Source organism: Achromobacter pestifer (assembly GCF_902859625.1).
Lineage (GTDB): Bacteria > Pseudomonadota > Gammaproteobacteria > Burkholderiales > Burkholderiaceae_B > Achromobacter > Achromobacter pestifer.
The window spans coordinates 86,660-110,291 of the sequence record NZ_CADIJX010000013.1; the positions used below are offsets into that span (position 1 = coordinate 86,660).

Sequence of the window (23,632 nt, forward strand, 5' to 3'; positions counted from 1 at the left end):
CCAGCGAAGGGTTATCGCTCGGACAGGCACCTACCTCAGGCTACGATACCGTCCATGAGCTCCCAAATCCGCATCGTTGGCGCACGCCAGAACAATCTAAAAAACCTGGACCTGACCATCGCCACCGGCGAATTGGTCGTTGTGACGGGGGTATCGGGGTCCGGCAAGAGTTCGCTGGCCTTCGACACCCTTTACGCCGAGGGGCAGCGGCGCTACGTGGAAACCTTCTCGCCCTATGCGCGCCAGTTCCTGGACCGCATGGACAAGCCGCAGGTGGACCGCATTGAAGGCATCCTGCCGGCCATTGCCATCGATCAGACCAACCCGGTGCGCAGCTCGCGCAGCACGGTCGGCACGATGACCGAACTGAACGACCACCTGAAGCTGCTGTTTGCTCGCGGCGCGCGGCTGTACTGTCGCGGCTGCGGCAAGGTGGTGCGGCGCGACACGCCAGATTCCATCTACCACTCGCTGGCCGAACGCGCCGCCGTGGCAGGCGATCCGCGCCTGGTCGTGACCTTCCCCATTGCCGTGCCGGCCAACTTCACCGAAGAAGAAGTTCGCGGTTTTCTTGAGCAACAGGGCTACACCCGCGTGCATGCCGAAGAAACGGCCGTGCCGCGCGCGACCGCCGTGGCCAAGGGCGCCAAGGGTGCAAAAAAGGGCAAGGCCGCGAAAGACGCCGCCGAGGAACGCCGCATCCTGCATGTCATCCAGGATCGTTTCCGTTTCGCCGGCACCGAGCGCGAGCGCGTGATGGAAGCGCTGGATACCGCGCTGCGCATGGGCGCTGGCCACCTGGCTGTCTACGTTGTGGACGCCGAAGGCGGCAACGCGGAAATCTGGAAATACAGCGACCGCCTGCATTGCGCCGACTGCAACATCGAATACACCGATCCGCTGCCCAGCAGTTTCTCGTTCAATTCGCCGCTGGGCGCCTGCGAATCCTGCCGTGGCTTCGGCCGCGTGATCGGCATCGATTTCGGCCTGGTCATCCCGGACGAAAGCAAAACGCTGCTGGAAGGCGCGATCAAGCCGTGGACCACGCCGTCCTACAAGGAATGCCAGGACGAACTGCAAAAGTACGCGCCGCGCGCGGGCGTGCCGCTGGGCGTGCCCTGGAAGAGCATGAGCGAAGAGCACAAGCGCTGGGTGCTCTACGGCACCCCTGACTGGAAGGGCGGCAACGACGCCTGGAAACACCAGTGGTACGGCGTGCAGCGCTTTTTCGACTGGCTGGAAACCAAGGCCTACAAGATGCACGTGCGCGTGCTGCTGTCGAAGTACCGCAGCTACACGCCCTGCCCCACCTGCAACGGCGCGCGGCTCAAGCCCGACGCGCTGCTGTGGCGCCTGGGCACCAAGGAAGAAGCCGACACGGTGCTGCCGCCGGAAGATGGCCGCTACCAGCGCTTCATGCCGGTCGGCGCCAATTGGACGCGCGATCAGTTGAACCATCTGGGCGGGCTGTCGATCCACGACGTGATGCTGCTGCCCATTGAACGGGTGCGGCGTTTCTTCGACGAGCTGTCTTTCTCGGGCGCGCTGGACGCGGCCACCGATCTGCTCATGACGGAAGTGCGCGCCCGCCTGAAATTCCTGTGCGACGTGGGTCTGGGCTACCTGACGCTGGATCGCCAGAGCCGAACGCTGTCAGGCGGCGAAGTGCAGCGGATCAACCTGACGACCGCGCTGGGCACGTCGCTGGTGAATACGCTGTTCGTGCTGGACGAGCCGTCCATCGGCCTGCACCCGCGCGACATGCATCGCGTGGTCGAAGTCATGCATCGCCTGCGCAACGCGGGCAACACGCTGGTGGTGGTGGAACACGATCCGCAGGTCATGGTGGCCGCGGATCGCATCATCGACATCGGCCCCGGCCCGGGTGAACGCGGCGGCTACATCGTCTTCGACGGAACGCCTGCCCAACTGCGCGCAGCGAACACGCTGACGGGCAATTACCTGGGCGGCCGCCAGCGCGTGGAAGCGCCGCGTCCGATGCCGGTTGCCAAGAACACGCCCCGGCTGCTGCTGGAAGGCGTCAAGGCGCACAATCTGAAGAACGTCTCGGTGGAACTGCCGCTGGGCCGGTTGGTCTGCGTGACCGGCGTGTCCGGTTCGGGCAAGTCCACCCTGGTGCAAGACGTGCTGTACCCGGCGTTGCTCAAGCAAAAGGGCAAGCCGTCGGAAGCGCCGGGCGCCTTCGATCGTCTGTTGGGCGCCGAGCAGATCGCCGACGTGGTCATGGTGGACCAGACGCCCATCGGCAAGACGGCGCGATCCAACCCCGCCAGCTACGTAGGCGCTTTCGACGCCATCCGCAAGCTGTTCGCTCAAGCCCCGCTGGCGCGCGAACGCGCCTATACGGCTGGCACGTTCAGCTTCAACGGCGGCGACGGCCGTTGCCCCACTTGTGGCGGCACCGGTTTTGAACACGTGGAAATGCAGTTCCTGTCCGACGTGTACCTGCGCTGCCCCGATTGCGACGGCAAGCGCTTCCGCCCCGAAGTGCTGGAAGTGCGTGTCGAACACCTGGGCAAGAGCGCGTCCATCGACGAAGTGCTGGCCATGACGGTCAGCGAAGCGCTGGACTTCTTCAAGGGTCTGCGCGATGTGCAGACGGGCCTGGCGCCGCTGGCCGACGTGGGCCTGGAGTATGTGCGGCTGGGCCAACCCGTTCCCACCCTGTCGGGCGGCGAAGCGCAGCGTTTGAAGCTGGCCGGCCACTTGGCCGAAGCCGCGCGCAGCGGAATCTCCACTGCCAAGGTCGCCAAGAAGGGCAGTCTGTTCCTATTCGACGAACCCACCACCGGCCTGCACTTCGATGACGTCGCGCGTCTGATGCGCGCCTTCCGCAAACTGCTGGCGGCCGGCCACACGCTGCTGGTCATCGAACACAACCTGGATGTGATCCGCGCGGCCGACTGGCTGATCGATCTGGGCCCGGAAGGCGGCGACGCCGGCGGTCTGGTCCTGGGCGTGGGCACGCCGCAGGACTTGATGGACAACCCCAAGTCCCACACGGGCGCCGCGCTGCGCGACTATGAAGTCAGCATCCTGCCCGTCGATGTGATCGTGACCAGTGACGCCGACGCGCAGGAAGTCGAGCAGGCAGGCCTGACGGCCCGCATCGCCGAACCCGCCACAACCTATGGCGATGTGAACGGCGCCGGCGAAGGCACGCCGCTGCAATCCGTGATGCGCTCGCGCCGCCAGGGCAACATGGCGATCGAGATCCGCAACGCGCGCGAACACAACCTGAAGAACATCAGCGTCGAAATCCCGCACGACAAGTTCACCGTGATCACCGGCGTGTCCGGCTCCGGCAAGTCGACGCTGGCGTTCGACATCCTGTTCAATGAAGGCCAGCGGCGCTACCTGGAATCGCTGAACGCCTATGCGCGCGCCATCGTGCAGCCGGCTGGCAAGCCGGACGTGGATGCCATCTTCGGCATTCCGCCCACCGTCGCCATCGAACAGCGCACCAGCCGTGGGGGCCGCAAGTCCACCGTGGCCACCATGACGGAAATCCACCATTTCCTGCGCCTGCTCTACGTCAAGCTGGGCACCCAGTACTGCCCGGATTGCAACGTGGCCGTCGAACCGCAGAACACGGATCAGATCGTGGCCCGTCTGCTGCGCGACCACAAAGGCGAACACATTGGCCTGCTGGCCCCGCTGGTCACGGCCCGCAAGGGTTACTACACGGATCTGGCCAAGTGGGCGGGTTCCAAGGGCCATACGCATCTGCGCGTGGACGGCGAGTTCATCCCGGTGGCCCCATGGCCGCGACTGGACCGCTATAAGGAACACACCATCGAACTGCCCGTGGCGGACGTGGTGGTGGACCCGGCCAACGAGGCCGGCCTGCGCGCAGCCGTCAAGAGCGCGCTGGAAAACGGCCAGGGCGTGATGTCGATGGTTTGGCCCGTGAACAAGCTGCACGAAGCGCTGAACAGCGAATTGCAGCAGCAGCATTTCTCGGTCAAGCGCGCGTGCCCATCTTGCGGCACCAGCTTCCCCGAACCCGATCCGCGCCTGTTCTCGTACAACTCCAAGCACGGCTGGTGCACGGGCTGCTTCGGCACGGGCCTGCAATTGCAGGGCTTCGACGAAGAGCAGACCGGCGAGGAAACCGCCTGGAACGCCTGGTATGAAGGCGAGGCCAAGGCTTGCTCGCAATGTGACGGCCAGCGCCTGAACCGCGTCGCCCGCGCCGTGCGTTGGCGCGACAAGTCGATCGCCGAACTGGCATCGCTGCCTGTGTCGGACGCACACACCTTCTTCACCGGATTGGTGGCGCGTGGCCGCGAGGGCGAGATCGCCCGCGACATCCTGACCGAAATCCGCGGTCGCCTGAACTTCATGCAGGAAGTGGGCCTGAACTACCTGGCGCTGGATCGCGCTGCCCCGACGCTGTCCGGCGGCGAGGCGCAGCGCATCCGACTGGCCGCGCAGCTGGGTTCCAACTTGCAGGGCGTCTGCTACGTGCTGGACGAACCCACCATTGGCCTGCACCCGCGCGACAACCGCATTTTGCTGGACGCGCTGGCGCGCCTGGAAGGCAACGGCAACACGCTGGTGGTGGTGGAGCACGACGACGACACGATCCGCCGCGCCTCGCATGTGATCGACATCGGGCCGGGCGCGGGTATCCGCGGCGGCCGCGTCGTCGCGCAAGGCACGGTGGAAGACGTGATGAATGCGCCGGAGTCCATCACCGGCCGCTATTTGAAGACACCGCTTGCGCATCCGCTGCAAGGCCGTCGCCCGGTCGAAGCGGACACGCCCATGATTGAAATCCGTGGCGCGCGCCTGCACAACCTGCGCAGCGTGGACGCCAAGATCCCGGTGGGCCGCCTGAGCGTCGTGACAGGCGTATCCGGTTCCGGCAAATCCACCCTGGCCCGCGAAGTGCTGCTGGACAACCTGACCCAAGCCGTCTCGCAAGGCCGCGCGCCGGGCTGGGCGGGCTGCGAGAGCATCAAGGGTTGGGAAGCCATCGACCGCGTGCTGGAAGTGGACCAGACCCCCATTGGCAAGACTCCGCGCTCGTGCCCGGCTACCTATGTGGGTTTCTGGGACGACGTACGCAAGCAATTCGCCGATACCCGCGAGGCCCGCATGCGCGGCTGGACGGCGGCACGTTTTTCGTTCAATACCGGCGATGGCCGCTGCCCGATCTGCGAAGGCCAGGGCATGCGCACCATTGAAATGAACTTCCTGCCGGACGTGAAGGTGCCTTGCGACGCCTGCAATGGGGCACGCTTCAACAGCGATACGCTCAGCGTGCAGATGCGTGGCAAGAACGCGGGCGAACTGCTGTCCATGGAAGTGGACGACGCCATCGGCTACTTCGCCGCGCACCCGAAGATTCACCGGCCGCTGCAACTCATGCAGGACGTGGGCCTGGGCTACCTGACGCTGGGCCAACCGTCGCCCACCCTGTCCGGCGGCGAGGCGCAGCGTATCAAGCTGGTGACCGAGCTATCCAAGGCACGCCTGACCGACGGTCTGATCAAGACCGGCCGCGCCTCGCGCATCCCCCACACCTTGTATGTGCTGGATGAGCCGACCGTGGGCTTGTCCATGGCCGACGTGGAAAAGCTGATCCACGTACTGCACCGCCTGGTGGAGGCGGGCAATACCGTCGTCGTGATCGAGCATAATCTGGACGTCATCGCCGAAGCCGACTGGCTGCTGGATCTGGGCCCCGAAGGCGGCACGGGTGGCGGCAAGCTGGTGGCCGAAGGATCGCCGGAACATGTGATGACCCTGGCCGACCACTCCCACACGGGTCGCGTCCTGACGGAATTCCTGGCACATCAATCGCAGTAATACGCATGGAATGTCGTTTTGAAGACCGGCTGGCTGGCCGCGCGCTGAGACTGGAGGGCTTTTGCTCCCGCATCGAAGCGCGCGCCGCCGCCGAAGTCGCCCCCGCGCTGGCGGCCATTGAAGCCGCGCGGCAACAGGGGCGATGGGTCGCCCTGTTGCTGGACTATGAACTGGGCGAATGGCTGCTGCCCGAGGCCACCTTGCCCGCGCCGGCAGGCCCCTGGACGCCTCCGCGCAACGACGGCAAGCCCCGCCTGACCGCGCTGGTGTTTGAGCGCAACGTGGACGAAGCCCCCTGGGATACGCCGGACGCGAACAGCGCGCCTGCGTCCATCAGCCTGCCCGCGCCCCGCATGACCGAAGCCGACTATGTGCGCCAGATCAGCGCCATCCGTGGCCTGATTGGCGACGGCGAGCTTTACCAGGTCAATTTCACGCAGCCGCTGGACTTGCAGTTCCAGGGCGATCCGGCCACGCTCTACCGGCGCATCGCCGCCCGCAATCCGGTCGCCCACGGAGCGTTCATCCAGGACGGTGACCGCACCGTGCTGTCGTTTTCACCCGAGCTCTTTGTACGGCGCGACGGCCCGCGGCTGACGGCTCGCCCCATGAAAGGCACTGCGCCGCGTCACACCGACCCTGCCGTGGATGCACGCCTGGGCCAGGAACTGCTGGCCAGCGAAAAGAACCGCGCCGAAAACCTGATGATCGTGGACTTGCTGCGCAACGACCTGGGCCGGCTGGCCGAGCCCGGTTCCGTCAAGGTTGATGCGCTGTTCTCGCTGGAGCGCTACCCCACCGTCTGGACCATGACATCCACCGTCTCGGCGCTGGCGCCCACGGCCACGCTGCAAGACGTGCTGACGGCACTGTTTCCCTGCGGCTCCATCACCGGCGCCCCCAAAGTGGCCGCCATGCGCCGCATCCGCCAGATGGAGACCGCCCCGCGCGGGCTGTACTGCGGCAGCGTGGGCTGGCTGGCGCCAAATGGCGATTTTTCATTGAATGTGGCGATCCGCACCCTGGTGCTGGACACCGCCGGCCATGGCGTCTACAACGTCGGCGGCGGCATCGTGCACGACTCGGACCCCGCCGAGGAATGGCAGGAATGCCACTGGAAAGCCCGAATCCTGCGCGCGTAACACCGCAAGTCCACCGCAGGCTGGGTGAAAGACGCAAGGCCACCGTAGGATGGGTGAAGCGCGCGGACAAAAAGAAAAGAACACCGCCCTCCCAACGCGCGCAACCCATCAACCACCCCCCAGCCGACAACCGGTAGTAGCATAGAACGCGGCCCTGCCCGCCATTTCCCAAGAGAATCCCATGCAACCCGAATTGATCGAGACCATCCTGGTCGATGCCGAACAACGTGTGCCGCTGCTGGCTCGCCATCTGCAACGCCTGGAGGCATCCTGCAAGGCGTTGGGTTATGCATGGGGCGGACACTCCGTGGAAGGCGACATCATGATCGCCGCCATCGGCCTGGTCACCCCCGGCCCGCACCGCCTGCGCCTGCTGGTGGCCCGCGACGGCAGCCGCCATATCCAGACCGCCCGGCTACCGCCGTTGCCGGCGGTGCAGGAAGTCATGCTGGCGCCCGAGGCGCTGCGCTCCTCGGAACCGCTGCTGCGCTACAAGACCACGCACCGCCCCTGGTACACCAAGACCATCGAATGGCTGCCCGCGCACCCGCATATCTTCGACTTGCTCTACCTGAATGAACGCGGCGAACTCTGCGAAGGCAGCCGCAGCAATGTCTACCTGCTGATGGACGGCCACTGGTACACACCGCCGGTCGATAGCGGCTGCCTGCCCGGCGTGCAGCGCGGCGAACTGCTGGACACCGGCAATGTGAAAGAACGTGTGCTGACACTCGCCGACCTGCACGCGGCGGACGAGATCCGCCTGTCCAACGCCCTGCGCGGCTGGTTCACCGTGACGCTGCGCGACGCCTGAAGCCAACCTCCCTGCCGAGGACGGCTTTCAGCACCGCGCCGACGTCTTGCGCAAGGGCCAAGTGACGGCGGCCCGGCCGGCCTAATCCGCGAACTGCTCCACCACCACTTGCCGCAGCCATTGGTTGGCCGGCTCACGGTGGTTGCGGGCGTGCCAGAACACATTGATGACGGATTCTGGAATCTTCACCGGACAGGGCGCGGTCGCCAGTCCGAAGGGCAGACAGGCGCAATCGGCGAACCGCCGTGGCACCACGGCGATCATGTCGGTGGCTTGCAGCACCGGCCCCACCGCCATGAAATGCGGCACGGTCAGGCGCAGGCGGCGACGAATGCCGGCGCGTTCGATAACCTCGTCCACCACGCCGTGGCCCGTGCCCTCCGAAACGATGGCCACATGCTCGGCCGCGCGGAACTGCCGGGCTGACACGCCGGACGCGGCCAGCGGGTGGTCGCGGCGGAAGATGCAGACATAGGGTTGGCTGAACAAGCGACGCTGGAAGAAGCCGCTTTTCAACGCAGGCAAGAACCCCATCGCCAGGTCCATGCGGCCGCGCTCCATCTCGTCCCGGACATCGATCGACGTCGTGCGCACCGTGCGGATGGTGACGCCGGGCGCCACGCGCTCCAACGCCTGCATCAGACGCGGCAGGAAGTAGGTTTCACCGACGTCGTTCACACCAATCACGAACGCCCGCTCGCTGCGCGCCGGGTCGAACGAGACACGTGCGCTCAGGGTGCTGTGCAGCGCGCCCAGGGCATCGGCAATCGGCTGCGCCAGCGAATCGGCATACGGCGTGGGCACCATGCCGCGCGAGGTCCGCAGAAAAAGTTCGTCGTCCAGCAACTTGCGCAGCCGCCCGAGCGCATTGCTGACGCCGGGTTGCGATAGCCCCAAACTTTGCGCCACGGCGGACACCCGCCCATGCTTGTGCAATTCGTTGAAGACGACCAGCAGATTCAGGTCCACGTCTTTCAGGTTCATGCTTGTCTCCACCAATATTGATTTTGGTGATTTATCTCATCAAGCAGATTCTATTTATTTATCTCACTGCCTGCCCGATGATGGCGCTACAACTGCCAGCGCCCACGCCGCGCCTGGCGCTTTCCGGCCCCAAGAGGCCAGATCGAATCGGAGACAAGACATGCCCCTTCCCCCCACCGCGCCCTGGCAGGGCGACGGATCCCATCGCATCCCCTTCGGCGTCTACACCGATGCGGCGCTGCATCAACGAGAACTGGATCGTTTTTTTTATCGTGACCACTGGTGCTACGTGGGTCTGGAGGCGGAAATCCCGAATCCCGGCGACTTCAAGCGCACTGCGGTGGGCGAGCGATCGGTCATCTTGCTGCGCGACAACGATGGCCAGGTGCGCGTGGTGGAGAACGTGTGCGCCCATCGCGGCGTGCAGTTCTGCCGCGAACGCGCCGGCAACCGCAGCGAATTCGTCTGCCCCTATCACCAGTGGAACTACGACCTGCAAGGCAATCTGATCGGCGTGCCCTTCCGGCGCGGCGTCAAGCAGGACGGCAAGGTGAACGGGGGCATGCCGCCCGACTTCAAACCCGAGGATCACGGCCTGACCAAGCTGGCGGTGGCCTGTAGGAACGGGGTCGTGTTCGCGTCGTTCGACCACGACGTGGAACCCTTGGAAGACTATCTGGGCCCGGACATCCTGCACTACTTCGACCGCGTGTTCGACGGCCGCGAACTGGTGATCCACGGCTACAGCCGCCAGCGCATCCCTGGCAACTGGAAGCTGATGCAGGAGAACATCAAGGATCCCTACCACCCCGGCCTGTTGCATACCTGGTTTGTCACCTTCGGCCTGTGGCGCGCGGACAACCGCTCGGAACTGAAGATGGACCGGCATTTCCGTCACGCCGCGATGATCTCCACGCGCGGCCAGGGCGGCAAGGGCAGCGTCACCAGCGGCGTGTCCAGCTTCAAGGAACAGATGTCGCTGAACGACGACCGCTTTCTGGACATCGTTCAGGAACCCTGGTGGAACGGCCCCACGGCCGTGCTGATGACCCTGTTCCCCAGCGTCATCATCCAGCAGCAGGTGAATTCGCTATCCACCCGCCACATCCAGCCCGTGGGCCATGACGCCTTCGATTTTGTCTGGACCCACTTCGGCTTTGCCGACGACACGCCCGAGATGACGCGCCGGCGTCTGCGCCAGGCCAATCTGTTCGGCCCGGCCGGCTTCGTGTCGGCGGACGACGGTGAGGTCATCGAGTTCTCGCAATCAGGTTTTGAACAGAAGCCATGGCATCGCAGCGTGGCGGAACTTGGCGGCAAGACCGCCGAGAACACGGACCACATGGTGACCGAAACGCTGATCCGCGGCATGTACGCCTATTGGCGCCGCGTGATGGAGGCATGACGATGTTGGACTTTCCGCTCTATTACCAGCTGACCCGCCTGTATACCGATTACGCCGCCGCGCTGGATGCAGAGGAATGGGAAAAATGGCCGGACTTCTTCCTTGAGGACTGCACCTACAAAGTGCTGCCGCGAGAAAACCACGAACGCGGCTATCCGCTGGCGACCATGGCGTTTGAAAGCCGCGGCATGCTGAAGGACCGCATTTATGGCGCCACCGACACGATCTTCCACGATCCGTACTACCAGCGCCATGTGGTGAGCGCGCCGCGCGTGCTGTCGGTCGACGGCGACCGCATCACATCCGACGCCAACTATGCGGTGTTTCGCACCAAGCCCAACCAACTGACCACCGTGTTCAATGTGGGCCGCTATCTGGACGTGGTGCGCCCAACGCCAGACGGCTTGAAGTTTGAATCCCGGCTGTGCATCTTCGACAGCGAACTGATCCCGAATTCGCTCATCTATCCCATCTGAACAGGAGGCAGCCGCCATGACGACCACCCTGCAATGGATCCCCGCGATTGCGCGGGAAGACGTGCCCGAAGAAGACGTGATCGCGGTGCTTGCCGGCGACCGTGAAGTGGCGCTGTACGGCGTCGACGGCCAGGTCTACGCCACCGCGAACCTCTGTACGCACGGCAACGCCCGGCTTTGCGACGGCTTTTTGACTGGCCATGAAATCGAATGCCCGCTGCACCAGGGACGCTTCGATGTGCGCGACGGCCGCGCGCTGTGTTCGCCGTTACGGGAAAACGTGGCGACCTATCCCGTCAAGATCGAAGACGGCATGGTGTTCGTCGCCCTGTAGCAGCCGCCCGGCAGGCGGTGGATTACATCGCCAACCGCAGCGCTTCGTTGGCGGCCGCCATACCCATGGCAGCCGTCACCGTCACCACCGAGCCGTATCCCGCGCACGACAAACCCTGCGGGGCGATGGCCTGGCCCGACGCACCCATGTCGTCCTCGCCCTCAACCGGTCGCGTCCAGGCATCCGGCAGGATGGCGGGCTGATCGAACCACAAGGCGTGGACGCCCATCTTCGGCACCCGCTTGAGCGCGCGTCCGTTCTGGTCGGAGCCGCGTGGAAAACCGTGCTCTTTCCGCAACTTGTTGCGCAGCTTGGCCAGCAAGGCATCGTTCACGGCGGCCGACAAATCGCCCGCCCGCAAGGCCAGCGGGTCCGTCTTGCCGCCCGCGCCACCGCACAGCAGCATCGGGACGCCCAGCGCACGCGCGTGCAGGATCATGGCGATCTTGGCCGCCGCCTGGTCGGTGCAATCGATGATGACGGTGTAAGGGCCGGGCAGCACCTCCGCCACATTCTCGGGCGACACGAAATCGTCCACCCGCGTCAGCTGGCAGGCGGGATTGATCGCCAGCACCCGCTCGGCCATCGCATCGACCTTGGATTGCCCAAGCGTTGAGCTCAGCGCATGAATCTGCCGGTTGACGTTGGACTCGGCGATGTGGTCCAGGTCGATCAAGGTCAATGCGCCCACGCCGCAGCGCGCCAAGGCTTCCACGGTCCAGGAACCCACGCCGCCCAGGCCAGCGACCGCCACATGCGCGTTTTGCAGACGCGCGGGCGCCTGTGGGCCGTACAGGCGGGAAAGACCACCAAAGCGGCGGTCAAGGTCGGCGGGCATTTGCGGGTCGGCAGGACGGTTCATGGGCGCATTTTAGGGCAGACCGATGCCACCTGTTTATTTTTTAACAGTCGATATAAAATCCGATTTCCGTGACGTTCCGCATGCACCTCGCCTGAATCCATGCCCTCTTCGATCACCTCCACGGGCGGCGACACCCCGCGCAGCAGCCCCGTCGTCGCCGGAATGCTGTGGGCGTGCCTGACCATCGCGATCTTCTCAGGCTGGTTCGTGGTGACGCGGTTCAGCGTCACGCGCGAACTCAGCCTATGGGATGTGACGGCCCTGCGGTACGGGATCGGCGCCATCATTCTGGCGCCCGCCCTGTTCCGAACGAACAAACCCTTGCCAGCCGCGCAGTGGCGCGAGGGATTCCTGTACGCCGTGCTCTGGGGAGCGCCATTCGTGCTGCTGGTGGCGCTTGGCCTGAAGCTCACCTCTGCCGCGCAGGCCGCGTCTGCCGTGCCAACCTTGATGCCGGTCTGTGCCGGAATGATGGCGTGGCTGTTCCTGAAGGAACGTCCGAGCAGGATTCGAGGGCTGGGGTACCTGGCCATCGTGGCCGGGCTGACGTGCATGCTGCTGTTCGGCACCACTGCATCCAGCGCCCCCAGCGCCAAAGGCGTGATCGCTCTGTTGAGCGCCTCCGCCATGTGGTCCGGCTACACCTTGCTTTTCCGCCGCAGCCGCCTGACCGCCATTCAATCGGCGGCGCTGATCTGCTTCTGGTCCGCCGTGATCTTCGTCCCGCTCTACGTACTGTTCGGCCTTAGCCGGCTTGCCCTGGCGTCGTGGCAGGAAATCGCCCTGCAAGCCTTCTACCAAGGCATCCTGATGAGCGGCGTAGCCATCTTTTCCTTCAACCGTTCCGTCACCATCCTGGGCCCTTCCGCCGCGACCTCCCTGGTCGCCCTGGTGCCGGTGGCCGCGCTGTTGCTGGGCATCCCGGTCTTGGGAGAAATTCCATCTGTCGCCGAATGCGCCGCCATGGGGGCGGTGGTCATCGGCGTGTTCCTGGCCGCCCGGCCCGCGAAGCCCTTCCGGGCCCCCCGTCCGCATGGCACGCCCTAGAACGTTCGACGAGTCCACCGCGCTGGACGCCGCCATCCTGTGCTTCTGGTCACGTGGATATGAAGCCACGTCCGTCCGGGACCTTGCCGACGCAATGGGGATATCCGGCCCCAGTCTGTACAACACGTTTGGCGACAAGCGGGCGCTCTACCAGCGCGCGCTGGACCACTACGTGGACCGAGGATTCCGGGATCGGGTCCGGCGCTTCGAGTCGCAACTGCCGCCGCGCGAAGCGATTGCAGCGTTCTTTGACGAGATCATTGAGTTATCGCTGGACGACCCCACCCGCAAGGGATGCCTGATCGTCAACGCCGCATTGGAGCTGGCGCCGCACGATCCGGAATTCCAAAGCGTGCTGGCCGGGGTGCTGCATGACATGGAGGCCTTCTTCCTGCGCTGCGTGCAAGCTGGCCAGGATGCCGGCACCCTCAATGCCACCGTCCCTGCGGCCGACCTGGCCCGCATGCTGCTTGCCACCCTGATGGGCATGCGCGTGCTTGCGCGGGTCAGGCCCGAAGCCGAATTGCTTCGTGGCCTGCTCCGGCCGGTGATGACGCTTCTGGCGCGTCCCCACGCGCAAGGCTAAGCGCGCGTGGGGTCCGCCGCCCCTGAATCACGATCAACCGGCGGCATCATCCCCCCCCAACGCCCGATACACCGTCACCTGGTTCACCAGCCGGTTCAACTCGTTCTCATCCCTGGCGACTTCGGCCGTCCGCCGCTTTTCCTGCGCGTCCAGCCAGTCCTTCAACGACACGGCGCCCGCCCGGTACCGCACCTCGTACAAGCGCTCCGCGTCTCGCGCGGCTCGCACCGACACCGCCAATTGCTCGGCTTGCAACCGCAGCTGGGTCCGGTTCGAGAGCGCATTCTCGACGTCCGCCATCGCCTGATACAGCGACTGCCGGAAGTTGACGACCCGCTCTTCGTAGTCCGCCTTGGAAATCTTGATGTTCAGCTGCATCTGCGTCCATTGCAGGAACGGCAACGTCAGCCCCACCCCCAGCGAGGCAACGGGATTCTGCAAAATATTGGACAGCGAGGGGCTCGCGCTACCTATCGCGCCCGTCAACGTCACGGGTGGATAGAAGCTGGCGCGGGTGGCGTCGACGGTGGCCAGCGATTCGCGCAGGCGCAATTCCGCTGCGCGTAGATCGGGGCGTCGACCCAGCAAATCGGCGGGAACCCCTGCGCGGGCCTCCGGCAACGGATACTGGGGCAACCGGGCCGGGTCGGCCATGCTGCGATCCGGCGGGCCGTCGAACAGAATCGTCAGCGCGTTCGTGTATTCCACGCGCTGCTGCACCAGCAAGGCATGCGCGGCCTGCTGACTGGCCACCGTCTGTTCGGCTTCCGCCAGTTCCAACGCGGACACCCCGCCCGCGGCATACTGCGCGCGCACCAGGTCCTGCGTACGGCGGGCATAGGCGATGCTCTCTTCGCTGCTGGCGATGCGCTGGTTGATGAAGGCCGTCTGCCAATACAACGTCGCGGTGGTACCCACCAGGGACAGGGCCGCGGACTGACGGTCCTGCTCGGTGGCCAGCGCTTCCCATTGCGCCGCATCGCGCTGACGCGACAGCTTGCCCCACAGGTCCACCTCGTAACTGACGGTCAGTTCGGCGGCGTTGGTGCGGGCAATGGCGCGATCCCCATACAGGTTGCGGTTGCGCGTCACATTGGCGTCGCCGCCCAACTGCGGGATCAGCTTGTCCTCGGTCAGCCCTGCCTGGTATTGGGCACGGCGTACCCGGATCGCCGCAGCGGCCAGATCATTGTTGCGCGCCAGCACGGCATCGACCAGACCATTCAAGACTGGATCATTGAAATTGCGCCACCAGGCGCCGCCGTCGGCCAAGGGGGCTTGCGCGCTACCCGGCGCCGCGTGCGTCCAGGCGGCGGGCGCCTGGGTCAACGGCGGTTCGTAGTCGGTGCGCAGCAGGCTGCCACAACCGCCCAGCGCCAGAAGCAGCGCCAGGGCAACGGGTTTGCAGATCAGGGGAACCGCTTTCATCGTCTTCATTCCCGGGCCAAGGCCTCGACGGGATCCAGACGCGCAGCATTGCGCGCCGGCAAATAGCCAAAGAGCACACCAATCAGCGTCGAGCACGTGAATGCCGCCACCATCGATGCCGTGGAATAAATCATCTGGAACGAGCCCCCCGTGGCCTTCGATACAAGCACGCCCAGCACCAGGGACAGAATGATGCCCAGCGCCCCGCCGATCAGGCAAACCAGCACCGCTTCGATCAGGAACTGCTGCATGATGTCGCTGCGCCGTGCGCCCACCGCCATGCGCACCCCGATCTCGCGGGTACGCTCGGTGACGGACACCAGCATGATGTTCATGACGCCAATCCCGCCCACCATCAGCGAAATCAGCGCGATCAGGGACACCAGCAACGTCATGGTGGCCGTCGTGCGCTCGATGGTCTTGCGGATCGCGTCCGTGTTGAACACGAAGAAATCCTTCACCACGTGGCGGCGCATCAACACGCGCTCGATGGCGTGTTCAGCGGCAGCCGGCGGCGTGGCGTCGTTCACGCGCACCGTGATGCTCTTCAGATGCTGCTGGCCCAGCACTCGCGACAACGCCGTGGTGTACGGAATCCAGACATTCAGGGATTCCTTGTTGCCGAATACTGAGTCCTTCTTCGCAGCCACGCCAATCACGCGGGCCGGCATCGCGCCCAGGAACACCACCTGCCCGATGGGTTCCGTGTGCGAGCCGAACAAGGCCCGCCGCGTGCCCTCGTCGATCACCACTTCCTGCGCACGGCGCAGCACGCTGGTCTCGTCGAAGAATTTGCCCTGCGCAAGCTTGATGGCGCGCACCCGGAAGTACTGTTCGCCCACGCCCTGGATCGACCCGTTCACGGACACGTTGCGATAGCGCAGCGTGTTGCTGGTGGCGACTTCAGGCGTCACGCTGTCCACATAGGGTTCACGCGCCAGGGCGTCGGCATCCGCCGCGACCAGCGTGCGAATGCTGATGGCTTTTTCATCGCCGAAGTCCTTGCCGGGAAACACTTCGACGGTATTGGTGCCGATGGCGCTGATGTCTTCCAGGATCTTGCGCCGCGACCCTTCGCCCAGCGCCACCACCGACACCACGGCCGCGATGCCGATGATGATGCCCAGCATGGTCAAGGACGTGCGCAGCCGGTGCGCGTTCATCGCCAACAGCGCCATGCGCAGCGCTTCGCCGCAGCGGTCCAGGTACGACTGCCAGGCAGGCCGCCGGGGCAGTTCCGGTGGCGGATCGCGCTCGGCGTTCACGCGCGGCGCGTCAGGATTGCGCTTGTCCGCGACGATCTCGCCGTCGCTGATTTCAATGATGCGTTGCGCGTGACGCGCCACATTCATATCGTGCGTGACGATGATGATGGTGTGGCCCGCCGCATTCAGCTCTTCAAGAATGCGCAGCACTTCCTGGCCGGTGTGCGTGTCCAGCGCGCCGGTGGGCTCGTCGGCCAGGATGATGTCGCCGCCGTTCATCAACGCGCGCGCGATGCTCACGCGCTGCTGCTGGCCGCCCGACAACTGGCCGGGACGGTGTTCCGTCCGGTCTTCCAGCCCCAGCCGTTTGAGCAAGTCCTCGGCGCGCGCCATGCGCGCCTCGCGACGCTTGCCGGCGTAGACAGCGGGCATTTCCACGTTGCCCTGCGCGGTCAGATCGGACAGCAGGTGATAGCGTTGGAAGATGAAGCCGAAGTATTCGCGCCGCAGCTCGGCCAGTTCGTCCGGCCCCAGCTCGCCCGTGCTGCGGCCACTGACTTGGTAGTCGCCCCGGGTTGGGCGGTCCAGGCAGCCCAGGATGTTCATCAGCGTGGACTTGCCCGAGCCGGACGCGCCCACGATGGCGACCATCTCGCCGGCCTCGATGGTCAGATTGATGTCCTTCAGGACGGCAATGGTCTGTTCGCCTGCGGGAAACTCGCGGCGCACCCCCGAAAGCGAGATTAGCGGCCCGCTCATGTCAGGCCCCAGGCGCCGCGGCGGCCGCAGGCGCGGAATCCGCCGTCACGACCCGCTCGCCCACCTCCAGCCCTTCCAACACCTGCGCCTGCACGTTGTTGTTCATGCCAATCTTGACCTGACGCTCCTCGGTCTTGTTGTCCGCCAGCACCACGCGCACGGCATAGCGGCCGTCTTTGCCGCGCTTGCCCAGCGCCGAGGCCGGCACCACGACCGCGTCCTTGGCCTCGCCCAGCACGATGAAGACCTGGGCTGTCATCGAGATGCGCAGCTTTTCATCGGGGTTGGGCACGTCGAACAGGCCGTTGTAATAAACGGCCGCGGTGGTCGAGCTGCCGCTGGAAGACGTCAGCGACGCCGTGGCGTCATCTTTCTGGATGGAGTCCGGCGCGGGTTCCACCGCGCGCAACGTGGCCTGATAGCGCTGATCGGGCTCACCCAGGATGGTGAAGTACACCGGCAGGCCGGCCTTCACGCGGGTCACGTCCGCCTCCGAGATCTGGGCCTTGATCGTCATGGTGTCCACCTGGGCCACCTTGATGATGGTGGGCGCGCTCTGGATCGAGTTGACGGTCTGCCCTTCCTTGGTCACCACCGCCACCACCATGCCGTCAATGGGCGAAACGATGCGCGTGTAGCCCAGGTTGACGCGGGCGGTATCGACCTGGATCTCGGCCTGCGCGATCTGCGCATCCAGCGACGCGATCTCGGCGCGGGTCACGGCCAGCGTGGCCTCGGCAGTTTCATAGGCTTCGCGCGAACTGGCATCGGCCGCCAGCATCTGGCGCTGGCGCTTGAACGCCAGTTCCGCCTGCTTCAGCGTGGCGACCTTGGCCGCGCGTTCCGCGCGCCGCGTCTGCAAGGCGGCTTCGGCGTTGCGCAGTTCGTTCTGCTGGGTCAGGTCGTCGATCTCGGCCACCAACTGGCCCTTCTTCACGCGGTCGCCCAGGGCCACTTTCAGGGACTTCAACTGGCCTGTCGCCTGAGCGCCCACGCTGACGCGCTCGATCGCGTCAAGGGTGCCACTTGCCAGCACGCTGTCTTCAAGATCCGCCCGGCTGACCTCGGTCGCCGAAAAGGTAGGTGGCGCGGCCGCGGGGAAGAAAATGGCGCGCAAGGCGAACGCCCCAAGCACGACGACAACGGCGATCAGCGCATAACGCTTGAACTTGCTGCGGGACTTTTTCATTGAACCTGATCTTTGAGGCCAGGGCCGCGAGCCCCCGCCGGTATTGCGAAACATAGGTGCCCATCCTAAACGGGCATCCCGGCCAAACCATGCCCAATCTGTCGCTAAACGGTGAAAAACAGTAAAGCGGCACCGGTTCGTCAAGCCTGCAATGGATTGTTCCGTTGTGAGAACGATACAACGACTGCGGGCCATGCGCGGAACCCTGTATTGCGCACATGCCGCGAACGTGCCGCCATCTTGCGCCGTAAGCACACGACTTACCCATTAGATGGCGCCTATCTTGTCACCAAGGCTTGAAACAATTTGCGGCACTGCAAAAAATCCGCGCCTCGACATAGACCGACGATCCGCACAGAATGAATGCAGTTACGCCGTGTCTACCTCCAACAGATCCCCCTCCTCGCCTTCCAGTTCCCCAGAATTTTCCGGGGCGGTACTGCTGTGCCTGCTGGCAATGATGAATCACGTGGCACTGACGGGGGGACGGATCACCGTCTCGCTGACAGCGCTGCAAATGGGCCTGTCCACGTTCAAGGTTGGCACGCTGGTTGCCGTGTTCGCGGTGCTGCCGATGTTGTTCTCGGTGCGCGCCGGACGCTGGGTCGACCGGGTTGGCATTGTCCGCCCGCTCGTCATCGGGACCTCATTGGTAGCGATTGGCACCGCATTGCCCTTTATCTCGCAGACTCAGACCGCGTTGCTGATCGCGTCCTGTTGCATCGGCATCGGCTTCATGTTGCATCAGGTGGCCACGCAGGATTTGCTGGGTCACGCCGAACCGGCGCAGCGCTTGCGCAATTTTTCATTCATGTCGCTGGCCCTGGCAGGGTCGGGTTTCTCGGGGCCGCTCATCGCCGGACTGGCGATCGACCACCTGGGCACGCGCACCGCCTTCGGCCTGCTGGCGCTCGGCCCCTTGCTGTCGGGCATCGGCCTGTACGCCATGCGCCACCAGCTGAAAGCGGTGGACTCCCAACTGTCGGGCGCCAAGGAAGCCCAGCGCCGCCGGGTCACCGAACTGCTTGCCGTGCCCGCGCTGCGCCGCATCCTGATGGTCAACACCATCCTGTCCGGCGCCTGGGACACCCATTTATTCGTCGTGCCGATCTTTGGCGTCGCGATCGGCCTGTCCGCCACCACGATCGGCGTCATTCTGGCGTCCTTCGCGGCGGCAACGTTCGTCATCCGCCTGGTATTGCCACTGATCATGCGCCGAGTCCGCTCCTGGACCCTGGTTCGCGTGGCGATGGCGACGGCGGCGATCGATTTCATGCTTTACCCGCTGTTCACCGACGTTAGCATCCTGATCGTGCTGTCCTTCATCCTGGGGCTTGCCTTGGGGTGCTGCCAACCGAGTATGCTGTCGCTACTGCACCAGCATTCGCCGCCTGGGCGCGCGGCCGAGGCCGTGGGCCTGCGGATGGCGCTGATCAACGGGTCCCAGGTTTCCCTGCCGTTGACCTTCGGCGCGCTGGGTGCGGTCATTGGCGTCGCCCCCTTGTTCTGGGCCTATTCGCTAGCCCTGATGGCGGGCGGCTGGGTCAATCGCAACCCCCCGCTCGAATCAGACCGGAACCCGTAGTCGTGAACACGCAGTCCTCTTCCCCCGCCGCCGGCATCGCCGGCGCCAGCTTGCCCTTTCGCCTTTGGACACCAGAGGAAAGGAAAGCCTCGCTGGATCAAGCCTTGCAACATTGGCAATCCGGAGAAGACGTCTGGGTATATGGGTACGGATCACTGGTCTGGCGCCCTGATTTCGACTTCATGGAACGCCGCCTGGCGACTTTGCGCGGACACCACCGGGCGCTGTGCCTGTGGTCCCGCGTGAATCGCGGCACGCCAGAATGTCCCGGCCTGGTGTTTGGCCTGGACCGTGGCGGTTCCTGCCGGGGCGTGGTCTACCGCCTGGCTGGCGGTCAGGTGCCGACCTATTTCCCAGCCCTTTGGGAACGCGAGATGTCCACCGGCGCCTATCTGCCGCGCTGGATCAACTGCACGACCGACGCCGGCCCCGTCCGCGCGCTGGTTTTCATCATGAACCGGGACAACCCGGCCTATATCCGCGCCCTGCCCGAGGCCGAGCTGCTGGCCATCGTGCGCCGGGCTGCCGGCCGCTACGGCCCCTGCACCGACTACGTGGTCCAGACCGCCCAGGCGCTGCGCGCCGCCGGCATCCATGACGCCCGGCTGGACGCCATCGCCCGCCGTCTGGAACTAGATGGGCGGCCGCTGCCGGAAGGCGGCTGAACGCCAGCCCCCGCCCCCTGGCGGGAAACATGCCTGAGACCTGCGCGGGGTCAATAAGGGAGCGATGCCCCAAGCGGTATAAACTCCCTGTTATCAACGCTGAATCCCACGCCTCATGTCCGTCTCAGATCTGCGTCAAAGCTACGAAAAGAACGTCCTGCTGGAAAGCCAGGCCGCCGCGTCCCCGTTCCAGCAGTTTTCCCGCTGGTTCGACGAAGCCCTGGCCGCCAAGGTTCCGGAGCCCAACGCCATGACCCTGGCCACGGTCGACGCCAGCGGCCAGCCCACCGCCCGCATCGTCCTGATCAAGGGCTTTGACGAGTACGGGTTCACGTTCTTCACCAACTATGAATCCCGCAAGGGGCAAGACCTGCAAGCCGATCCCCGTGCCTGCCTGTTGTTCTTCTGGCAGCCGCTGGAACGCCAGGTGCGGATCGAAGGCGTTGTGGAAAAAGTCGCGCCCGAAGAGTCGGACGCTTACTACCTCAGCCGCCCCGTCGGATCGCGCATCGGTGCCTGGGCCTCGCGCCAAAGCCAGCCCATCACCCGCGAGGAACTGGAAGCCCGCGAGCAGGAATTCCGCGAGCGCTTCGGCGAACAGCCGCCGCGCCCGCCGCATTGGGGCGGTTATCGCCTGAAGCCCACCACTTTCGAATTCTGGCAAGGCAGGCCATCGCGCCTGCACGACCGTCTGCGCTATGTCGCCGACGGCACGGCCTGGAATATCGAACGCCTGTCGCCTTGATGCCGGGCGCCCCGCGCGCCCGCCCGAATTAACGATTGCATGCCCGCCTCCTCCCCTGATTTTGACGCCGCCTTTTTCCGTACCGCGCTGGGCCGCTACGCCACTGGCGTGACGGTCGTGACCGCCGCCGGCCTTGATGGCGCTCCCATCGGGCTGACGGTCAGCTCCTTCAACTCGGTGTCGCTCAATCCGCCGCTGATCCTATGGAGCCTGTCTCGCAGCTCGTCGTCGCTGGCGGCGTTCGAGCAATGCGAACGCTACGTGGTCAACGTGCTTAGCGCCGAACAGATCGCGCTGGCGCGGCGCTTCGCCACAGGCAAGACGCCCGACCGCTATGCCGGCCTGACCGTGCATCACGCGCCGGGGGGAACGCCCATGCTGGACGGCCATTGCGCCGCCTGGTTCGAGTGCCGCAACCGCAGCCGCTACGAGGAAGGCGACCACATCATCATGGTGGGCGAGGTCGAGCGCTGCGGCCATAGCGGCGAACCCCCGCTGGTCTTCCACGCGGGCGGCTTCGACCTGACGCCGGCCGGTTCTCGCTCTGAAAGGAAAACGCCATGAGCGTGGATGTCGATTGCGTCGTCATCGGCGCAGGCGTGGTGGGCTTGGCGATCGCCCGCGCCCTGGCGCAGTCCGGTCGCGAGGTGCTGGTGGCCGAAGCCTCCGAAGCCATCGGCACCGGCACCAGCTCGCGCAATTCCGAAGTCATCCATGCAGGCATCTATTACCCGGCGGGTAGCCTGAAAGCGCGCCTTTGCGTGCGCGGCAAGCACCTGCTGTACGCCTATTGCGCCGAACGCGCCATCCCGCACAAGCGGTTGGGCAAGCTCATCGTGGCCACAGACCGCGAACAGGCCGCCCAATTGGAAGGCATCGCGCAACGCGCCCGCGCCAACGGCGTGGACGACCTGCAATACATTTCCGGCGAAGACGCCATGCGCCTGGAACCCGCGCTGCAATGCACGGCCGCGCTGGTGTCGCCGTCGACCGGCATCGTGGACAGCCACGCGCTGATGCTGTCGTTTCAGGGCGATGCCGAAAACGCCGGTGCCCAATGCGTCTTCCATACGCCGCTGGTCTCTGGCCGCGTGCGCCCCGAAGGCGGATTTGAACTGCAATTCGGCGGCGATGAGGCCATGAAGCTGTCGTGTAACGTGCTGATCAATTCCGCAGGCTTGCAGGCACCCGCGCTGGCCCGCCGCATCGACGGCGTGCCGTCCGCCAGCATCCCCACCGATTACCTGTGCAAGGGCAGCTATTTCACGCTGTCCGGCCGCGCGCCGTTCTCGCGCCTGATCTACCCCGTGCCGCAACACGCCGGCTTGGGCGTGCACCTGACGCTGGACATGGGCGGCCAGGCCAAGTTCGGTCCCGACACCGAATGGGTCGGCACCGAGGACTACACGATCGACCCTTCGCGCGCCGACGTGTTCTACGCGGCGGTGCGCAGCTACTGGCCCGCCCTGCCGGACGATGCGCTGGCGCCCGGCTATACCGGCATCCGGCCGAAGATCTCCGGCCCGCACGAACCCGCCGCCGACTTCGTCATCGCCGGCCCCGCCGTGCATGGCGTGCCGGGCCTGGTGAACCTGTTCGGCATCGAATCCCCCGGGCTGACCTCCAGCCTGGCCCTGGCGGAAGAAACCCTGGCGCGCCTGGCCGCCTGATTCCGCCCTTATCCCTTTCTTACCTCGGCCCACTCTCGCACCATGCAGCACAACGACTACATCCTGACCCTGTCCTGCCCCGACCGCACCGGCATCGTCTACCGCGTCAGCGGCCTGTTGTTCGAATTGGGTTGCAACATCCTGGATTCACAGCAATTCGGCGACGAGGAAACGGGCCAATTCTTCCTGCGCGTGCACTTCGACCTGCCCGTCGCCGTGGCCGCGGATGACCTGCGCGGCCGCCTGAACACGCTGTCGGCCGACTACGGCATGGACCTGAAACTGCATGACGCGCGCCGCAAGGAACGCCTGCTGATCATGGTCAGCAAGCAGGGCCATTGCCTGAATGACCTGCTGTTTCGCGTGCATAGCGGGCATTTGCACGCGGAAGTGGCCGCGATCGTGTCGAACCACAACGACTACGCCAGCCTGGCGGCGTCCTACGGCATCCCGTTCCATTACCTGCCTGTTACCGCCGACACCAAGGCCGACCAGGAAAAGCAGGTGTTGAAGATTGTCGAGGCGTCGAACACCGATCTGGTCGTGCTGGCTCGCTACATGCAGATCCTGTCGGCGGACATGTGCCGCGCGCTGAACGGCCGCGCCATCAACATCCACCACAGCTTTTTGCCCAGCTTCAAGGGCGCGCGCCCGTATCACCAGGCGCACGCGCGCGGCGTCAAGATCATCGGCGCGACCGCCCACTACGTCACGTCCGACCTGGACGAAGGCCCGATCATCGATCAGGACATCGAGCGCGTGGACCACACCATGACCGCCCAGGATCTGACCCAGGTCGGCAGCGACATCGAATCCCTGGTGCTGTCACGCGCCGTGCGCAGCCACGTCGAACACCGCATCCTGCTGAACCGCAACAAGACCGTCGTGTTCCGCTGAT

19 protein-coding genes are annotated in these 23,632 nt (G+C 65.2%); 14 read left to right on the top strand and 5 right to left on the bottom strand.

All coding sequences use genetic code 11. From position 1 onward, the window contains the following. Positions 1 to 54 precede the first annotated feature (54 nt). The 3 genes from uvrA to HV753_RS28810 all read left to right on the top strand — a co-directional run bounded on the left by uvrA (position 55) and on the right by HV753_RS28810 (position 7,794). Positions 55 to 5,838, top strand: a complete 5,784-nt coding sequence (gene uvrA, locus HV753_RS28800) for an excinuclease ABC subunit UvrA (RefSeq protein WP_175177982.1) — start codon at positions 55 to 57, stop codon at positions 5,836 to 5,838. A 5-nt stretch (positions 5,839 to 5,843) separates the two neighbouring features. Next, positions 5,844 to 6,980: an aminodeoxychorismate synthase component I gene (locus HV753_RS28805; RefSeq protein ID WP_175177983.1), complete on the top strand. Its 1,137-nt coding sequence runs from the start codon at positions 5,844 to 5,846 to the stop codon at positions 6,978 to 6,980. Between the two features lie 181 nt (positions 6,981 to 7,161). Then, on the top strand, positions 7,162 to 7,794 hold the full coding sequence (locus tag HV753_RS28810; protein WP_175177984.1) for an aminotransferase class IV family protein: 633 nt from the start codon (positions 7,162 to 7,164) through the stop codon (positions 7,792 to 7,794). Between the two features lie 81 nt (positions 7,795 to 7,875). Here the strand turns inward: HV753_RS28810 and HV753_RS28815 are convergent, their stop codons facing one another. Then, positions 7,876 to 8,778 (bottom strand): LysR family transcriptional regulator, encoded by a 903-nt coding sequence (locus HV753_RS28815; protein WP_175177985.1) that lies wholly within the window; start codon positions 8,776 to 8,778, stop codon positions 7,876 to 7,878. Positions 8,779 to 8,938: 160 nt separating this feature from the next. Here HV753_RS28815 and HV753_RS28820 point away from each other — a divergent pair, with 160 nt between their 5' ends. Genes HV753_RS28820 through HV753_RS28830 form a run of 3 tightly spaced genes read left to right on the top strand, consistent with a single transcriptional unit; the run spans position 8,939 to position 10,993 of the window. Beyond that, positions 8,939 to 10,183 carry an aromatic ring-hydroxylating dioxygenase subunit alpha gene (locus tag HV753_RS28820; protein WP_175177986.1) on the top strand — a complete coding sequence of 415 codons (1,245 nt, stop codon included), beginning with the start codon at positions 8,939 to 8,941 and terminating at the stop codon, positions 10,181 to 10,183. 2 nt (positions 10,184 to 10,185) lie between these two features. Next, a complete protein-coding gene (locus HV753_RS28825) occupies positions 10,186 to 10,659 on the top strand; it encodes an aromatic-ring-hydroxylating dioxygenase subunit beta (protein ID WP_175178023.1) in 474 nt (157 codons plus the stop codon). A gap of 16 nt (positions 10,660 to 10,675) precedes the next feature. After that, positions 10,676 to 10,993, top strand: coding sequence for a non-heme iron oxygenase ferredoxin subunit (locus tag HV753_RS28830; RefSeq protein ID WP_175177987.1), 318 nt, complete (start codon positions 10,676 to 10,678; stop codon positions 10,991 to 10,993). A 22-nt stretch (positions 10,994 to 11,015) separates the two neighbouring features. On the opposite strand, the gene HV753_RS28835 is transcribed toward HV753_RS28830, so the two are convergent. Further along, entirely contained in the window at positions 11,016 to 11,855 is an 840-nt protein-coding gene (locus tag HV753_RS28835) for a tRNA threonylcarbamoyladenosine dehydratase (protein WP_175177988.1), read from the bottom strand. 99 nt (positions 11,856 to 11,954) lie between these two features. Here HV753_RS28835 and HV753_RS28840 point away from each other — a divergent pair, with 99 nt between their 5' ends. Beyond that, positions 11,955 to 12,902, top strand: coding sequence for a DMT family transporter (locus HV753_RS28840; protein WP_175177989.1), 948 nt, complete (start codon positions 11,955 to 11,957; stop codon positions 12,900 to 12,902). Further along, on the top strand, positions 12,889 to 13,488 hold the full coding sequence (locus HV753_RS28845; RefSeq protein ID WP_175177990.1) for a TetR/AcrR family transcriptional regulator: 600 nt from the start codon (positions 12,889 to 12,891) through the stop codon (positions 13,486 to 13,488). Before HV753_RS28840 ends, HV753_RS28845 begins: the two co-directional genes overlap by 14 nt. Before the next feature lie 33 nt (positions 13,489 to 13,521). Here HV753_RS28845 and HV753_RS28850 read toward each other — a convergent pair whose 3' ends face one another. The 3 genes from HV753_RS28850 to HV753_RS28860 are packed head-to-tail and all read right to left on the bottom strand — an operon-like array spanning position 13,522 to position 18,069. Continuing rightward, positions 13,522 to 14,916 carry an efflux transporter outer membrane subunit gene (locus HV753_RS28850; protein ID WP_175177991.1) on the bottom strand — a complete coding sequence of 465 codons (1,395 nt, stop codon included), beginning with the start codon at positions 14,914 to 14,916 and terminating at the stop codon, positions 13,522 to 13,524. 5 nt (positions 14,917 to 14,921) lie between these two features. Beyond that, a complete protein-coding gene (locus HV753_RS28855) occupies positions 14,922 to 16,880 on the bottom strand; it encodes a MacB family efflux pump subunit (protein WP_175177992.1) in 1,959 nt (652 codons plus the stop codon). A 1-nt stretch (position 16,881) separates the two neighbouring features. After that, on the bottom strand, positions 16,882 to 18,069 hold the full coding sequence (locus HV753_RS28860) for an efflux RND transporter periplasmic adaptor subunit (protein WP_175177993.1): 1,188 nt from the start codon (positions 18,067 to 18,069) through the stop codon (positions 16,882 to 16,884). A gap of 376 nt (positions 18,070 to 18,445) precedes the next feature. Here HV753_RS28860 and HV753_RS28865 point away from each other — a divergent pair, with 376 nt between their 5' ends. The 6 genes from HV753_RS28865 (at position 18,446) to purU (ending at position 23,631) form a co-directional block, all read left to right on the top strand. Then, complete coding sequence (locus HV753_RS28865) at positions 18,446 to 19,654, top strand: MFS transporter (RefSeq protein ID WP_175177994.1); 1,209 nt, start codon at positions 18,446 to 18,448, stop codon at positions 19,652 to 19,654. Between the two features lie 2 nt (positions 19,655 to 19,656). Next, positions 19,657 to 20,319: a gamma-glutamylcyclotransferase gene (locus tag HV753_RS28870; protein WP_175177995.1), complete on the top strand. Its 663-nt coding sequence runs from the start codon at positions 19,657 to 19,659 to the stop codon at positions 20,317 to 20,319. Between the two features lie 115 nt (positions 20,320 to 20,434). Beyond that, the gene (pdxH, locus tag HV753_RS28875) at positions 20,435 to 21,064 is read left to right on the top strand and encodes a pyridoxamine 5'-phosphate oxidase (RefSeq protein ID WP_175177996.1); all 630 of its coding nucleotides are present in this window, start codon (positions 20,435 to 20,437) and stop codon (positions 21,062 to 21,064) included. A 39-nt stretch (positions 21,065 to 21,103) separates the two neighbouring features. Beyond that, entirely contained in the window at positions 21,104 to 21,628 is a 525-nt protein-coding gene (locus HV753_RS28880; RefSeq protein ID WP_175177997.1) for a flavin reductase family protein, read from the top strand. Then, the gene (locus HV753_RS28885) at positions 21,625 to 22,734 is read left to right on the top strand and encodes an NAD(P)/FAD-dependent oxidoreductase (RefSeq protein WP_175177998.1); all 1,110 of its coding nucleotides are present in this window, start codon (positions 21,625 to 21,627) and stop codon (positions 22,732 to 22,734) included. Before HV753_RS28880 ends, HV753_RS28885 begins: the two co-directional genes overlap by 4 nt. Positions 22,735 to 22,776: 42 nt before the next feature. Then, positions 22,777 to 23,631: a formyltetrahydrofolate deformylase gene (purU, locus tag HV753_RS28890; RefSeq protein ID WP_175177999.1), complete on the top strand. Its 855-nt coding sequence runs from the start codon at positions 22,777 to 22,779 to the stop codon at positions 23,629 to 23,631. The last annotated feature ends 1 nt before the right edge of the window (position 23,632 follow it).

Excerpts from the sequence above, each read along its gene's own strand:
- HV753_RS28855 (WP_175177992.1), bottom strand. The coding sequence starts at position 16,880 with ATGAGCGGGCCGCTAATCTCGCTTTCGGGGGTGCGCCGCGAGTTTCCC.
- HV753_RS28815 (WP_175177985.1), bottom strand. The coding sequence starts at position 8,778 with ATGAACCTGAAAGACGTGGACCTGAATCTGCTGGTCGTCTTCAACGAA.
- HV753_RS28825 (WP_175178023.1), top strand. The coding sequence starts at position 10,186 with ATGTTGGACTTTCCGCTCTATTACCAGCTGACCCGCCTGTATACCGAT.
- HV753_RS28805 (WP_175177983.1), top strand. The coding sequence starts at position 5,844 with ATGGAATGTCGTTTTGAAGACCGGCTGGCTGGCCGCGCGCTGAGACTG.
- HV753_RS28840 (WP_175177989.1), top strand. The coding sequence starts at position 11,955 with ATGCCCTCTTCGATCACCTCCACGGGCGGCGACACCCCGCGCAGCAGC.
- HV753_RS28885 (WP_175177998.1), top strand. The coding sequence starts at position 21,625 with ATGAGCGTGGATGTCGATTGCGTCGTCATCGGCGCAGGCGTGGTGGGC.
- HV753_RS28845 (WP_175177990.1), top strand. The coding sequence starts at position 12,889 with ATGGCACGCCCTAGAACGTTCGACGAGTCCACCGCGCTGGACGCCGCC.
- HV753_RS28860 (WP_175177993.1), bottom strand. The coding sequence starts at position 18,069 with ATGAAAAAGTCCCGCAGCAAGTTCAAGCGTTATGCGCTGATCGCCGTT.
- HV753_RS28850 (WP_175177991.1), bottom strand. The coding sequence starts at position 14,916 with ATGAAAGCGGTTCCCCTGATCTGCAAACCCGTTGCCCTGGCGCTGCTT.
- HV753_RS28820 (WP_175177986.1), top strand. The coding sequence starts at position 8,939 with ATGCCCCTTCCCCCCACCGCGCCCTGGCAGGGCGACGGATCCCATCGC.
- purU (WP_175177999.1), top strand. The coding sequence starts at position 22,777 with ATGCAGCACAACGACTACATCCTGACCCTGTCCTGCCCCGACCGCACC.
- HV753_RS28835 (WP_175177988.1), bottom strand. The coding sequence starts at position 11,855 with ATGAACCGTCCTGCCGACCCGCAAATGCCCGCCGACCTTGACCGCCGC.
- HV753_RS28830 (WP_175177987.1), top strand. The coding sequence starts at position 10,676 with ATGACGACCACCCTGCAATGGATCCCCGCGATTGCGCGGGAAGACGTG.
- pdxH (WP_175177996.1), top strand. The coding sequence starts at position 20,435 with ATGTCCGTCTCAGATCTGCGTCAAAGCTACGAAAAGAACGTCCTGCTG.
- HV753_RS28810 (WP_175177984.1), top strand. The coding sequence starts at position 7,162 with ATGCAACCCGAATTGATCGAGACCATCCTGGTCGATGCCGAACAACGT.
- HV753_RS28880 (WP_175177997.1), top strand. The coding sequence starts at position 21,104 with ATGCCCGCCTCCTCCCCTGATTTTGACGCCGCCTTTTTCCGTACCGCG.
- uvrA (WP_175177982.1), top strand. The coding sequence starts at position 55 with ATGAGCTCCCAAATCCGCATCGTTGGCGCACGCCAGAACAATCTAAAA.